This window comes from Bradyrhizobium sp. CB2312 (assembly GCF_029714425.1).
Lineage (GTDB): Bacteria > Pseudomonadota > Alphaproteobacteria > Rhizobiales > Xanthobacteraceae > Bradyrhizobium.
In genome coordinates, this window is record NZ_CP121668.1 from 1,401,131 (window position 1) to 1,413,882 (window position 12,752).

At 64.6% G+C, this 12,752-nt stretch carries 14 protein-coding genes; 6 read left to right on the forward strand and 8 right to left on the reverse strand.

Features of this window, described 5'->3' with window-relative positions:
• Positions 1-70 precede the first annotated feature (70 nt).
• Positions 71-2,131 carry an excinuclease ABC subunit UvrC gene (gene uvrC, locus QA642_RS06650; protein WP_283083948.1) on the reverse strand — a complete coding sequence of 687 codons (2,061 nt, stop codon included), beginning with the start codon at positions 2,129-2,131 and terminating at the stop codon, positions 71-73.
• 245 nt (positions 2,132-2,376) lie between these two features.
• On the opposite strand from uvrC, the gene QA642_RS06655 reads away from it, so the two are divergent.
• On the forward strand, positions 2,377-3,000 hold the full coding sequence (locus QA642_RS06655; RefSeq protein WP_283083949.1) for an outer membrane protein: 624 nt from the start codon (positions 2,377-2,379) through the stop codon (positions 2,998-3,000).
• Positions 3,001-3,072: 72 nt separating this feature from the next.
• Here QA642_RS06655 and QA642_RS06660 read toward each other — a convergent pair whose 3' ends face one another.
• The 4 genes from QA642_RS06660 to QA642_RS06675 form a co-directional block, all read right to left on the reverse strand.
• Positions 3,073-3,288 carry a cold-shock protein gene (locus QA642_RS06660; protein ID WP_008544396.1) on the reverse strand — a complete coding sequence of 72 codons (216 nt, stop codon included), beginning with the start codon at positions 3,286-3,288 and terminating at the stop codon, positions 3,073-3,075.
• A 252-nt stretch (positions 3,289-3,540) separates the two neighbouring features.
• The gene (gene rlmJ, locus QA642_RS06665; RefSeq protein ID WP_283083950.1) at positions 3,541-4,401 is read right to left on the reverse strand and encodes a 23S rRNA (adenine(2030)-N(6))-methyltransferase RlmJ; all 861 of its coding nucleotides are present in this window, start codon (positions 4,399-4,401) and stop codon (positions 3,541-3,543) included.
• Positions 4,402-4,560: 159 nt separating this feature from the next.
• A complete protein-coding gene (locus tag QA642_RS06670; protein ID WP_283083951.1) occupies positions 4,561-5,253 on the reverse strand; it encodes a ribonuclease T2 in 693 nt (230 codons plus the stop codon).
• Between the two features lie 118 nt (positions 5,254-5,371).
• Positions 5,372-5,833, reverse strand: a complete 462-nt coding sequence (locus QA642_RS06675; RefSeq protein ID WP_283083952.1) for a hypothetical protein — start codon at positions 5,831-5,833, stop codon at positions 5,372-5,374.
• Positions 5,834-6,015: 182 nt separating this feature from the next.
• Between QA642_RS06675 and QA642_RS06680 the strand changes: the two genes are divergently transcribed.
• The 3 genes from QA642_RS06680 to QA642_RS06690 are packed head-to-tail and all read left to right on the forward strand — an operon-like array spanning position 6,016 to position 7,607.
• Positions 6,016-6,309: a hypothetical protein gene (locus QA642_RS06680; RefSeq protein ID WP_283083953.1), complete on the forward strand. Its 294-nt coding sequence runs from the start codon at positions 6,016-6,018 to the stop codon at positions 6,307-6,309.
• A gap of 41 nt (positions 6,310-6,350) precedes the next feature.
• Positions 6,351-6,881 (forward strand): DUF3617 family protein, encoded by a 531-nt coding sequence (locus QA642_RS06685; RefSeq protein ID WP_283083954.1) that lies wholly within the window; start codon positions 6,351-6,353, stop codon positions 6,879-6,881.
• Positions 6,882-6,890: 9 nt separating this feature from the next.
• Positions 6,891-7,607 (forward strand): haloacid dehalogenase type II, encoded by a 717-nt coding sequence (locus QA642_RS06690; RefSeq protein ID WP_283083955.1) that lies wholly within the window; start codon positions 6,891-6,893, stop codon positions 7,605-7,607.
• A gap of 211 nt (positions 7,608-7,818) precedes the next feature.
• On the opposite strand, the gene QA642_RS06695 is transcribed toward QA642_RS06690, so the two are convergent.
• Genes QA642_RS06695 through QA642_RS06705 form a run of 3 tightly spaced genes read right to left on the reverse strand, consistent with a single transcriptional unit; the run spans position 7,819 to position 10,496 of the window.
• A complete protein-coding gene (locus QA642_RS06695; protein WP_283083956.1) occupies positions 7,819-9,207 on the reverse strand; it encodes an ATP-binding protein in 1,389 nt (462 codons plus the stop codon).
• A gap of 18 nt (positions 9,208-9,225) precedes the next feature.
• Positions 9,226-9,957, reverse strand: a complete 732-nt coding sequence (locus tag QA642_RS06700; protein ID WP_283083957.1) for a response regulator transcription factor — start codon at positions 9,955-9,957, stop codon at positions 9,226-9,228.
• Positions 9,954-10,496: a MarR family transcriptional regulator gene (locus QA642_RS06705; RefSeq protein WP_283083958.1), complete on the reverse strand. Its 543-nt coding sequence runs from the start codon at positions 10,494-10,496 to the stop codon at positions 9,954-9,956. The genes QA642_RS06700 and QA642_RS06705 overlap by 4 nt, the downstream gene beginning before the upstream one ends.
• Positions 10,497-10,834: 338 nt before the next feature.
• On the opposite strand from QA642_RS06705, the gene QA642_RS06710 reads away from it, so the two are divergent.
• Both QA642_RS06710 and QA642_RS06715 read left to right on the forward strand, forming a co-directional pair.
• Positions 10,835-11,917, forward strand: a complete 1,083-nt coding sequence (locus QA642_RS06710; protein ID WP_283083959.1) for a branched-chain amino acid aminotransferase — start codon at positions 10,835-10,837, stop codon at positions 11,915-11,917.
• Between the two features lie 254 nt (positions 11,918-12,171).
• Positions 12,172-12,696 carry a DUF2314 domain-containing protein gene (locus QA642_RS06715; protein WP_283083960.1) on the forward strand — a complete coding sequence of 175 codons (525 nt, stop codon included), beginning with the start codon at positions 12,172-12,174 and terminating at the stop codon, positions 12,694-12,696.
• Positions 12,697-12,752 lie beyond the last annotated feature (56 nt).

A 12,752-nucleotide genomic window follows, 5' to 3' on the forward strand; every position in this document is an offset into this window, starting at 1 on the left:
GCCTAAGGTCAACCGTCCCTCCCACATGGGGTACGGGATGCGACGACCATATGACCCTGTCCCCTTTAGTTCATCCCGGCTGGGGATGGAAATACTCGAAAATCCGGCGGGCACTCTCGGCGCTCACCCCCGGAACCTTGCCGAGATCGGCGATCGAGGCCCGTTCGATCTCCTTCAAGGTTCCGAAATGATGCAGCAAGGCACGTTTGCGCGACGGGCCGATGCCCGGAATTTCTTGCAAACCGGCCTCGCGGATGTCCTTCTTGCGCAGCTTGCGGTGCGAGCCGATGACGAAGCGGTGGGCCTCGTCCCGCAGCCGCTGGATGAAATAGAGCACAGGATCGCGCGGCTCGAGCTTGATCGCCTCGCGCTCCGGCATGAACAGGGTCTCGCGGCCGGCATCCCGGTCCGGCCCCTTGGCGACCGACATCAGCGACACCTGGGTCAGGCCGAGATTGGCGAAGATCTCCCTGATAGCGTTGAGCTGGCCCCGGCCGCCGTCGATGATGACGAGGTCGGGCCATTGCGGGAAGTCGTCGTCCTTCACCTTGCGGGCGGCGTCCTCGGGCGGATTAATCAGGCGCTTGAAGCGGCGCTCCAGCACCTCGCGCATCATGGCGTAGTCGTCGCCCGGCGTGAGCCCTTCCGACTTGATGTTGAACTTGCGGTACTGGTTCCTCACGAAGCCGTCGGGCCCCGCGACGATCATGGCGCCGACCGCGTTGGTGCCCTGGATGTGGCTGTTGTCATAGACCTCGATGCGTTTGGGCGCATGCGGCAGGCTCAGCGTGGTCGCCATCGCGTCGAGGAGGCGGCTTTGCGTGGCAGTATCCGCGAGCTTGCGGCCGAGCGCCTCGCGCGCATTGGTCAGCGCGTGGGCGACGAGCTCCTTCTTCTCGCCGCGCTTGGGTGCGGTGACCTCGACCTTGTGCCCGGCCTTGATCGCCAGCGCGTTGGCGAGCAACTCGCTCTCCTCGATCTCGTGCGAGAGCAGGATGTTCTTCGGCGGCGGCTTGTCGTCGTAGAACTGGGCGAGGAAGGAGCCCAGCACTTCCTCCGGCGTGAAGGTCTTCTCCGCGCGCGGGAAATAGGCGCGGTTGCCCCAGTTCTGGCCGGTGCGGAAGAAGAACACCTCGACGCAGGAGAAGCCGCCCTCCTGGTGGATGGCGAACACGTCGGCTTCCTCCACGGTGCGCGGATTGATGCCCTGCTGCGACTGGATCGCCGACAGCGCGGCGAGGCGGTCGCGGTAGAGCGCCGCGCGCTCGAATTCGAGCTCGCTGGCCGCCTTCTCCATCTCGCCGGCAAGCTCCTGCTTCACCGCATGGCTCTTGCCGGAGAGGAAGTCGGTCGCCTCGCGCACCAGCGTCGTATAGCCGCCGAAGTCGATCTCGCGGGTGCAGGGACCGGCGCAGCGGCGGATCTGGTAGAGCAGGCAGGGCCGGGTGCGGCTCTCGAAGAAGGAGTCCGTGCAGGAGCGGATCAGGAACGCGCGCTGAAGCGCGGTGATGGTGCGGTTGACGGCGCCCGCGGAGGCGAACGGGCCGAAATAGCGCCCGGGCCGGGTCTGCGCGCCGCGATGCTTCAGGATCTGCGGCGCCCAATGGTCGCTGGTGATCAGGATATAGGGAAACGATTTGTCGTCGCGCAGCTGCACGTTGAAGCGCGGCCGCAGCTGCTTGATTAGGTTGGCTTCCAGCAGCAGCGCCTCGGTCTCGGTGTTGGTCGAGACGATCTCCACGGTCACCGTGGCCGCGATCATGCGCAGGATGCGGGCCGGCTGCGGGGCGCTCTGGCGCGCGTAGTTCGACAGGCGTTTTTTGACGTTCTTGGCCTTGCCGACATAGAGCACGTCGGCGTTGGCATTTAGCATGCGGTAGACACCGGGCGAGGTCGGTGCGAGCCGGACCGCGCGCTCGATGGCCTCATGGCCGGTCGCCAGCGGACCTTCGCCGACCGCGCCGCTCTCTTCGAGGATGTCAGGCAGCAGCGCATCGTCCTCGTCCTCGCCGCTCGTGGTGGCGGGATCGAGGTCCGGCTGCGTCAGGCTCTCCGGCGGGGCGTCGGTCGCGGCAAGGCGGGGCGGTTTGCACTCGCGCTCGTCCGGATTATCGGGGGAATCGTGAACCATGGAGCGAATTTAGGCGCTAGGGGGGCCGATTTGAAGTTCCGGCCATGCCGCACGCACAGGCTGGCGGTGCAGTTCCGGTAACGCTTGCTTAAGCCTGTTAACAGCGCGGTAACCCGGCTTAACAGGCCTTTAACTTAAAACTCTCGATAAATCCTACGCGAAAAAGTCGTGGTTCCGTAACCATGCGGTGGTCTCGCGCGGCGGCGCGGCATCGCGGGCGACGGCAGTTGTGTTGGAGAGTACCGATGAAGAGGTTCGTTGTGGGCGCAGCCGCGTTGGTTGCAGCCGGCTGGACAGCTTCGGCAGAGGCCGCCGATTTCAATTACGGGCAGGGTGCGCCCTATACCGTCAATCAACCGCTCAATGCATATAGCTGGGCCGGTCCCTATCTCGGCGGCAACATCGGTTACGAATGGGGTTCGGTCGACAACAATCCGGCAAAGCCGTCCGGCTTCGTCGGCGGCGTGCAGGCCGGCTATAATTTTCAGAACGGCCCGTGGGTGTTCGGCGTCGAGGGCGACATCCAGGCCGCCGGCGCCGACGACACATTCGCGCCGTGGAAGTTCTCCAATCCGTGGTTCGGCACCCTGCGCGGCCGCGCCGGCTATGCGTTCAGCAACGTGCTGTTCTACGGCACCGCCGGCCTCGCCTTCGGCGAGCTGCGCGCGCAGACCTTCGGCTGGACGGAGTCGCACACCAGCGCCGGCTGGACCATCGGCGCCGGCGCCGAAGTCGGCCTCGCGCCGAACTGGAGCGCCAAGCTCGAATATCTCTACATCAATCTGTCGACGAGCCAGTTCGCGATTACAGGCGTGTCAAACGGCTATAGCGCCAGCGTTGTGCGCGCGGGCGTGAACTATCACTTCTGATAGCTGAAGAAGAAAATACCGGACACAACCTCCCGGTCGCTCGCGGCCGGGATTTTTTTTAAGTCAGTCGCGCTAGGAGAGGATGACCAAGTTGACCGCCTTCGGTCCCTTCCCCTTCTTGTCCGGTTCGACTTCGAAAGTAATGCGCTGTCCTTCGGCAAGGTCCTTCAATCCCGCCCGCTCAACAGCGGTGATGTGAACGAAGACATCGCGACCGCCGTCGTCCGGCTTGATGAAACCGTAGCCGCGCTCGCCGTTGAAGAACTTGACCGTCCCCGTCATGGCCATCGGGAAACTCCCCCTCATTGCTCCTCCGTCGCGACGCAGACTCACGTCACGACATGACCGGACCTTACGAAGCCCGGGAGCTGGCCATCCTTTGGCGGACCTCATCGGTCCGGTCGGATCTTTCTTAGGGCCTTCACTCCGCCGCAACCATTCGCGGAAGCGGAACGTAAAGCCAGTCACGCAAACAGCATAATACGGTTCGTTGCAGATTGACTACCGCTCCTGCATCTTTTTCCCAAGAATGCCGGAGTGTTACGGTCGAGGTACCTCTAATCGGAATCTGGCAGCGCCGCCCTGGCCGAGCGGCACTTCCAGCTCGGGCAGGATGGTCTTGAGCTCGCCGTGTAGCGTGTAGGGGGGATTGACAATCAGGAGTCCCGTGGAGGTGAGCGCTGCGCCATCAAGCTGCGGCGCGACACTGAATTCGAGCCGCAGACATTTTCCCGGAGGCTTTGCTGCGGCTGCGAGCCGCGCCACCGATTGCGCCAGCGTGTCGGTGGCGCGGCGGTTCTTGGCCGGATACCAGATTACATAGATACCGGTCGGCCATTTCGCGAAGGCCGTTGCGAAGGCTTCGCCGAGTTTTTCGAACTCGTCCTTGGCCTCGAACGGCGGATCGATCAGCACGAGGCCGCGCCGTTCCTTCGGTGGAACGAAGGCTGGCAATGCAACCCAGCCGTCGAGATCGACCACGCGGGCCTGCTCGTCACGGCGCAGCACGTCGATCAGCGCCTTGCGCGCTTTCGGCTCGAGCTCGCAGGCGACGAGCCGGTCCTGCGGCCGCAGCAGGCCGCGCGCGATCAGCGGCGAGCCCGGATAAGCCTTGAGCTCACCCTTCGGATTGAAGGCGCGGACGATGTCGAGATAGGGCTTCGTCAGCGCCGCGGTCTCGTTCGACAGGCGCGCCTGCATCAGCCGCGCGATGCCGGTCAGCCACTCGCCGCTGCGCCGCGCCTCGTCGCCTTCGAGATCGTAGAGTCCGGCGCCGGCATGGGTGTCGATGACGCGGAACGCCCCCGGCTTGTCCTGCAGATAAGTGAGAATGCGCGCGAGCACGATGTGCTTGATGACATCGGCGAAGTTGCCGGCGTGGAAGGCGTGGCGGTAGTTCATGGCGGACAGTTACGACATCGCGCGATGAAAGTAACTGCCGTCATTCCGGGGCGGTGCGTCAGCACCGAACTATGGTACGCAATTGCGCACCTGAGAATCTCGAGATTCCGGGTCTGGTGCTAGCGCACCATCCCGGAATGACGACGAGAGCGTTGTGCCTCAACCACCCCTGATCGGCGGCATCGTCACCTGGTCGCGGCGGCAGGCGCGGCGGTCGGTTTCCTCGCAGGCGCGGAACTGCAGATCCTTGCTGAGGCAGATGCGCACTTCGGACAGCCGTGTCCGGTTGCAGGTAACCGAGATGGCGGCATTGCTCAGGCCTGGATTGGCCTTGATGAAGGCCTCCTCGACCTCCGTCGGCGCCACGGTCTTGGCCTGCGACAAGTCGAGATATTCGGCCGGAATCTTGATCGCGGCGCGCGCCTTGCGGATCGTTTCGAAATAGCTGCGGCCTTCGAGGCCCGAGCAGGTGCCGTGCTTGTCCCACTCGTTGAAGATCAGGCCCGGCGCCGGCATCAGATCGAGCATCGAGGAGACGATGTTGCGGTTCAGCCGCGGCGCCGGCCGCTGGCAATATTCGGGGAAGCCGCTCTCATATTGCGGCCACAGCCCGTGCACCACGAAAGAGTAGGGCCGGCCGCTGCACTGGATCTGGGAGCGCCCACCGCGCTCCGCCGCCTCTTCGCAGAACGAAGGCGACCATGACAGGGACAGTACATAGAAATCGAATTCGCCGGGCGCGTTCTGCCGCTTGTCCTGCGCCTTGGCGCCGCCGGCCAGCGTGACCAGCCCGGCAGCCAGGGTCAGCGAGATCATCAGGCGCGAGAATGAATGCAATCTGGAATGAAACATGGCGACGCCCCTCAACTAGACTGTGCAGTCAGCCTAGCAGGCGATAGGAACATTTCAAGAACAAAATGGACGCGAGACGCATTCGGCCGCTTGATCGGGCCGAATCGGGCTTCTCGAATTACTGCCTGGCGGCGCGGCAGGCCGGATTGTAGGCCCAGTTGCGGTCGAGCCCGACCACGCACCATTCGACGCCGTTGCCGTAGCTGGCAAAGCCGCCGTCCTCAATGATCGAGAAATGCACCTTGCGCACCTTGCCGTCGTTGAGCAAGGCATCGCCGGTGCAGTAGCGGCGCGGAATGTTGTCGGACTGCCAGGGCCGGAACGCGACCTCGTGAACGGCGGCGAAGCCCGTGATCTTCAACGGAGAATTCCAGAACGAGCTTTCCTTCTCCCAGAACTGGCTGGCGATCGTCGGCAGCGCCCTATCGCAATCGGCGACGGCGCCGTCATAGCGCGGCCCGCTCAGCCAGAAGTTCAGCTCAAGCGGATTGGCGGCCCTGGCCTCGCCGAGCGACAGCGCTCCGAACATGAGGCCGAGCACGGCGGCGAAGCGGAGCGATTTCAGGGGGAGGGCGCGCATGGGCAATCCGGACAGCTGGTCTTGCGAAGTTCGGACGGTGCCGCGAAGGCCGGGCGGGGTCAAGTGCAGCACGGCAACACTTGGCGAGGAGTTGACCGTAAGGGCGCGCCCGGCAGGGCTTCGGTTCTTTTCACTTCCATCCCGGCACCGTAAACTGGCGCCAACCAATTGGAGTAACGGGAATGCGAATCATTGCGGCCGCGGGCCTTCTCGCCCTGGGGATGATGGCGAGCCAGTCGGCGCGTGCTGACCTCCTTCCAGTGCCACCTTTCAAGGGCAACGACACCGGTGGGATCATCGCCTATTCGATGGCGACCCAGGTCGATGCCCGTCAGGTCGCGGTCGATCACTGCGCGCGCTACGGCAAGGTCGTGAAATTCCTCGCGGTGCAGGCCTATGAGGGCGGCTACATCTCGTTCTCCTGCCGCTGGGTGCCCTATGGCGCCGCCGAACGGCCGATCCGCACGCTGTACTGAGGCGTCGTAACGCCGCCTCTCTCAAGCCGGGAGCCTCCAACATGACGCGCAAACTCGCTTTGCTCGGCTCAAGCCTTTGCCTCGTCTTGTCGGCCGGCGTGGCCAGTGCCGACGACCTGCCGGTGCGCAAGGCCGGCCTTTGGGAAATGAAGATGGTCAGGAGCGGCTCGGCGATGCCGGAAATGACCATGCAGCACTGCACCGACGAGACCGTCGACAAGGAGATGAGCAACAACGTCTCCCCGATGGCCAAGCAGATCTGCTCCAGGCAGGACATCAAGAAGACCGCAACCGGCTATGTCAGCGATTCCGAGTGCAACGTCGCCGGCATCAGCACGACCTCGCATGCCGAGATCACGGGCGATTTCAATTCGGCCTACACGGTGAAGACCTCCTCACACGCGCAAGGCGGCGTTGCCGGCCCCGCGGGCCGCGATACCTCCATGACGCTCGAAGCGAAGTGGCTGGGCGCCTGCAAGCCCGACCAGAAGCCCGGCGACATCGTGATGCCCGGCGGTTTCAAGATGAACGTGCGCGACGTCGATAAATTGAAGGCGCTGCTGCCGAAATAGGTGGGCGTAATGGCGCTGACCGGGATCAAGGCGATCGCGTTCGACGTTCAGGGGACCTGCGTTGATTTTTTCCAGCCGCTGCTGCGCGCCGGAGCCGCGATCAATGCGGCCAAGGGGCTCGACATCGATTGGGCGGCCCTGTCGGCGGAGTGGCGCGAGCTCTATCGCGCTTCGATGGATGCCGTGATCGCCGGCCGCCGCGACTGGTTGCGGGTCGATCGCATCTATCGCGAGGCACTGGACAAGCTCGTCGAGACGCGCGGCCTGTCTGATCGTTTTGACGGTGCCGAGCGTGACGCGCTCAACGAGGTCTGGACCAAGCTCGATCCCTGGCCGGACACGATCGAGGGCTTGACCCGGCTTCGCCGGAGATTTTGCACGGCGACCCTGTCCAACGCCGGTATGGCCAGTGTGATCGCGCTGGTGAAGCACGCCGATTTGCCGTTCGATGCGATCCTGACGGCGGAGCTCGCGACCAGCTACAAGCCTGCGCCGGCAGTCTATCAACTCGCCGTCGACTATCTCGGCTATGGGCCGGAACAGATCCTGATGGTTGCCTGCCACAAATATGATCTGAAGGCGGCGCGCGCATTCGGCATGAAGACGGCCTTCGTGCCTCGCCCATTGGAGTTCGGGCCCGACGCTGCGCCCGATGTCTCGCCCGAGAGCTGGTTCGACGTCTACGCGACCAGCTTCGTGGATCTGGCAGATCGTTTGGCGGCGTGAATGTAGAAAGCTGAAGATCGCGATGCCTGAATAGGTGAGATCGTAGCCCGGAAGCCGGTGCGCTCCCTCGCCCCGTTCTTACGGGGAGAGGTTGGGGTGAGGGGCCTCTCTCCACAGGAGCGATCGTCGAGGGACCTGAACCCCCTCACCCGAATTCGATCTGCGATCGAATTCGACCTCTCCCCGCAGGCGGGGAGAGGTGAAAAGCCAGCTACACCGGTATTCTCACACTCGCCCTCAATCCCCCCATCGGGCTGTCGCCGAGCGTGATGTCGCCGCCATGCGAGCGGGCGATGTCGCGGGCGATGGCGAGGCCAAGGCCCGTGCCGCCTTCGTCCTGGTTGCGGGCGTTGTCCAGCCGCAGGAACGGCTTGAACACTTCTTCGCGCAAGTGAACGGGAATGCCGGGGCCGTCGTCGTCGACGGTGACGGTGAGATAGCGGTGATCGCGCTGGCCGGTGATGGCGATGGCCTTGCCGTAGCGCGCGGCGTTGGTGACGAGGTTGGCGAGGCAGCGCTTGAACGAGGCCGGCTTCACCGTCACCACCGGCAGGCCGTGGAACGCCACCGTCGCGGCGTGGCCGTGGCGCTCGGCGTCGCTGCGCAGCTCTTCCAGCGCCTGCGCCATGTCGGTCGGCTGTGACTGCTCGCCGGAATCGCCGCGGGCAAAGGCGAGGTAATCCTCCAGCATCATTGACATCTCGTCGACGTCCTTGCGCATGCCCTCGAGCTCGGGATTGTCGCCGATCAGCGCCAGCTCGAGCTTGAAGCGGGTCAGGATTGTGCGCAGGTCATGGCTGACGCCGGCGAGCATCGCGGTGCGCTGCTCCATGGTGCGCTCGATGCGCGACTTCATCTCGATGAAGGCGACCGCCGCGCGCCGCACCTCGCGCGCGCCTCTGGGTCTGAAGTTCGGCGCCTCGCGGCCCTTGCCGAAACTTTCGGCAGCGTCGGCGAGGCGCAGGATCGGCTTGATCTGGTTGCGCAGGAACAGCACCGCGACGATCAGGAGGATCGAGGACGTGCCGACCATCCAGAACAGGAAGATCTCCGAGTTCGAGGCATAGGCGGCGCTGCGCTGCGCGAACACGCGCATCACGGCATCGTCGAGCTGGATGCGGATCTCGACCAGGTTGGAGCGACCGACCGTGTCGATCCAGAACGAGCGTCCGATCTGGCGGCCGAGCTGCACCGACAGGGTCTGGTCGAGCAGCGAGAAGAACGGCTTTGGTCCCGGCGGCGGCATGTCGCCGGCGGGCAGGAAATCGACCACGAGGCCGAGGCGCTGCTGCGCGATGCGGCGGATCTGGTCGCGGTCCTTGTCCTGCGGATAGCCCTTGTAGACGTCGATCAGCGCGGCGATGTCCTGCACCACCGCGGCCGACAGGCGGCGCGTCACCGTGTTCCAGTGCCGCTCCATGAACACGAAGGCGACGACCGATTGCAGGATCACCATCGGCACGATCATGATCAGCAGCGCACGGGCATACAGGCCGGTCGGCATCCAGCCCTTGAACGCATTGCCCATCCAGCCATTGGCGGCCGAGACGCGGCCGGCGGCGCTCTTCAGCAGCGTCAGGCCGGTATCGATCGTGCTCATCGCGCGCGCTTCACTGATTTATGGCGAGGCCACCAGGCGGTAGCCGATGCCGCGCACCGCCTGGAGGAACAGCGGATTGGCGGGATCGGTCTCGATCTTGCGCCGGAGGCGGTTGATCTGCACGTCGACGGCGCGTTCGTTGACGCTGCCATTGCCGGTCAGCGCGCTGCGCGGCACGGTCTCGCCCGGCGTTTCCGACAGAATCCGCAGCATCTCGCGCTCGCGGTCGGTGAGGTGAATGACCTCTTCGCCCTGGCGGAGTTCGCCGCGATCGAGATGATAGACATAGGGGCCGAACGCGATCTTCTCGACCGCCGCGGTTTGCGGCGGCGGGGCTGCGCGCTTGAGGATGTTGTTGATGCGCAGCGCCAGCTCGCGCGGCTCGAACGGTTTTGCCACGTAGTCGTCGGCGCCGATCTGCAGGCCCTCGATGCGGGCTTCCGCCTCGTGCCGCGCCGTCAGCATCACGATCGGCACCGAGGAGGAAGTCCGGATGAAGCGGGCGAGATCGAAGCCGGTTTCGCCGGGCATCATGACGTCGAGGATCAGCAGGTCGAAATGCAGGCCCATCAGCTTCGAACGCGCGTCGCCGGCGCTGGCGGCGGTCGAGACGCGGTAGCCTTCTGCGGCGAGGAAGCGCGAGAGCAGATCGCGGATGCGGCGGTCGTCATCGACCAGCAGGAGATGCGGGGCGTCGTCGGCCGGTTGCACCGGCGGTCGTGCGAGCGTGGCAGCGAGCGGCACGGTCACTCCTTGCTGTCTTGATTGACGGAAGCGAAGATCGTCTCCAGCACCTTGTCCGGATCGTCGCGGTCGATCATCGCGCGCAGGAAGCGCTTGACGGTCTCGGCATCCTGCGGCGCCATCTCGGCGAGCGCTTTCGTGATCCGCGTGGTCTGGAGCCCGGCGAGCTTCTGCACCAGCGCCTCGCCCTTCGGCGTCGCGTAGAGCAGGCGCTGGCGTCGGTCATTGTCGCCGGTCTTCTGCACGATATAGCCCTCGTCCAGCAGCTGCTTGAGCACGCGGCCGAGCGACTGTTTTGTGATCCTGAGGACGTCGAGCAGGTCGGCAACCTTCAGTCCGGGATAGCGGTAGACGAAATGCATGACCCGGTGATGGGCCCGGCCGAAGCCGAAGGCCTCAAGTTCCTGGTCGGGATCGCCGACGAAATCGCGGTAGGCGAAGAACAGCAGCTCGATGATATCCCAGCGCAAATTGCCTCCGTCGCCTGCGGCCGGCCGTGGCTCGGCAGCGTCTTGGGGGGGAGTCGCGAAATTTATGTCAGGCATATTGACGTATCTTGGGTTCAATGTTACAAAACCATCGACCCGCACGAAATTTTAGATCGCTTCGCGTCGGGTGGCATCGTAGCAGGGCGGCCGGAGTGAGCCGACAGGCGGCGACGGCCGGAGCAGATCTACCGTGCGATTGTCGAGCGGCATTTCGGCAAAACATACTGGACTTCCGCCTTCCGCAAAAGCATGTCCTCGGCGACATGCTGGCCACGGAAACCGGCCGCAACATGGCTGGCGGCGGTCCGGCCAGGAACCAATCAAGCCAGCCGGGCCCGGAAGCGGGCAGGCGGGCGCGAGAAACCGCGCCGCGACCGGCAGCGGGAGGCAAGGACATGAGCATGACATTCGACATCCAGCCCGCATCCAATCCCACGTCCGAGAAGGATCGCACCGCCAAGCTGGTGGACCCAGGCTTCGGGCGGGTCTTCACCGACCACATGGCGATCGTCCGCTACAACCAGGCCAAGGGCGGCTGGTACGAGGCGAAGATCGAGGCGCGCGCCAGTTTCCAGCTCGATCCGGCCGGCGCCGTGCTGCACTACGCCCAGGAAATTTTTGAAGGCCTCAAGGCCTACAAGCGCGACGATGGGGGCGTGAACCTCTTCCGCCCCGACGCCAATGCGCGGCGCTTCAAGGATTCCGCCGACCGCATGGCGATGGCGCAGCTGCCCGAGGACGTCTTCATCGAGGCGGTCGAGCAGGTCGTGCGCATCGACCGCGCCTGGATGCCGGGCGGCGAGGGCAGCCTTTACCTCCGCCCCTTCATGATCGCGAGCGAAACCTTCCTCGGCGTCAAGCCGTCGTCCGAATACATCTTCGCGGTGATCGCTTCGCCTGTTGGATCCTACTTCAAGGGCGGACCTGCGCCGGTCTCGATCTGGGTCTCGGAGAATTATACGCGCGCTGCCATTGGCGGCACTGGCGCGGTGAAGTGCGGCGGCAATTATGCCGCGAGCCTGCGCGCCCAGGCCGAAGCGATCCAGCACGGTTGCGATCAGGTCGTGTTCCTCGACGCGGTCGAGCGCCGCTACATCGAGGAGCTCGGCGGCATGAACGTGTTCTTCGTGTTCGACGACGGCTCGCTCTCGACGCCGCCGCTGGGCACCATCCTGCCCGGCATCACCCGCGACTCCATCATCAAGCTCGCCCGCGATGCCGGCAAGACCGTGCGCGAGGAGCCGTACTCGCTCGACCAGTGGCGCAAGGATGCGGCCTCGGGCCGCCTGAAGGAAGCGTTTGCCTGCGGCACCGCCGCCGTGATCTCGCCGATCGGCCAGGTGCGCTCGGTGAGCGGCGACTTCGAGATCTCGGGCGGCGCCGCCGGCCCCGTCGCCATGGGCCTGCGCAAGCAGCTCATCGACATCCAGTACGGCCGCACCAACGATCCCCACAACTGGATCCGCAAGGTGTTTTGAAACTCTTCTTCCTTCTCCCCTTGCGGGAGAAGGTGGCGCGAAGCGCCGGATGAGGGGTTTGTCTCCGCGAATTCAAATGTGAGTTCGACTCGCGGATAGAACCCCTCACCCGTCTCGCCGCTTTGCGGCGAGCCACCCTCTCCCGCAAGGGGAGAGGGCAGAAGCGCAAGGTTTGTGGCTTATTGCGCACTGAACGTGCTGCTGCCGCCGAGCGACAAAGCCAGGACACAACAAGCATCCTGGACATCGCGATCATGGCAACAAAGCTCTCCCAGCCGCTGAAGTGGATCGTTCTCGCCGCCATCACCGGCGTCAGCGTTTTCGGCATTCTGACCATCGGTCCTGTGCCGGAAGTCGTCGCGCAAGACCGCTCGCCGATCGTCGACGTGCGCACCACCGACCCCGAGATGAACGCCGCGATCGCCCGCGCCCGCGGCACACTCCCCACCTTCTGGGCTTCTTACGAATCGCCCAAGTCGTCGGAGACCGGTCATTCCCTAAAAGTGCGCTTTTCGACCCGCAAGGGCGGCGAGCACATCTGGATCGCCGAGGTGAAGAAGCTGCCGAACGGGTCTTATTCCGGTTTCTTTGCCAACGAGCCGCGTGACCTGCCCGGCAAGCACGCAGGCGACGCGGTCAAGTTCAGCGAAGCCGACATCTCGGACTGGATGTTCATGCGCAACGGCAAGATCGTCGGCGGCGAAACCATCAAGCCGACGCTGAAGTCGCTGCCGAAGGCGGATGCGGACGCGCTGAGGGCGCGGATGGAGCAGCCGTAAGAGGTTTTCTTCCCTTCTCCCCTTGTGGGAGAAGGTGGCGCGAAGCGCCGGATGAG

Coding starts and splice junctions, on each gene's coding strand:
- uvrC (WP_283083948.1), bottom strand. CDS start 2,131: ATGGTTCACGATTCCCCCGATAATCCGGACGAGCGCGAGTGCAAACCG.
- QA642_RS06655 (WP_283083949.1), top strand. CDS start 2,377: ATGAAGAGGTTCGTTGTGGGCGCAGCCGCGTTGGTTGCAGCCGGCTGG.
- QA642_RS06660 (WP_008544396.1), bottom strand. CDS start 3,288: ATGGCCATGACGGGGACGGTCAAGTTCTTCAACGGCGAGCGCGGCTAC.
- rlmJ (WP_283083950.1), bottom strand. CDS start 4,401: ATGAACTACCGCCACGCCTTCCACGCCGGCAACTTCGCCGATGTCATC.
- QA642_RS06670 (WP_283083951.1), bottom strand. CDS start 5,253: ATGTTTCATTCCAGATTGCATTCATTCTCGCGCCTGATGATCTCGCTG.
- QA642_RS06675 (WP_283083952.1), bottom strand. CDS start 5,833: ATGCGCGCCCTCCCCCTGAAATCGCTCCGCTTCGCCGCCGTGCTCGGC.
- QA642_RS06680 (WP_283083953.1), top strand. CDS start 6,016: ATGCGAATCATTGCGGCCGCGGGCCTTCTCGCCCTGGGGATGATGGCG.
- QA642_RS06685 (WP_283083954.1), top strand. CDS start 6,351: ATGACGCGCAAACTCGCTTTGCTCGGCTCAAGCCTTTGCCTCGTCTTG.
- QA642_RS06690 (WP_283083955.1), top strand. CDS start 6,891: ATGGCGCTGACCGGGATCAAGGCGATCGCGTTCGACGTTCAGGGGACC.
- QA642_RS06695 (WP_283083956.1), bottom strand. CDS start 9,207: ATGAGCACGATCGATACCGGCCTGACGCTGCTGAAGAGCGCCGCCGGC.
- QA642_RS06705 (WP_283083958.1), bottom strand. CDS start 10,496: ATGCCTGACATAAATTTCGCGACTCCCCCCCAAGACGCTGCCGAGCCA.
- QA642_RS06710 (WP_283083959.1), top strand. CDS start 10,835: ATGAGCATGACATTCGACATCCAGCCCGCATCCAATCCCACGTCCGAG.
- QA642_RS06715 (WP_283083960.1), top strand. CDS start 12,172: ATGGCAACAAAGCTCTCCCAGCCGCTGAAGTGGATCGTTCTCGCCGCC.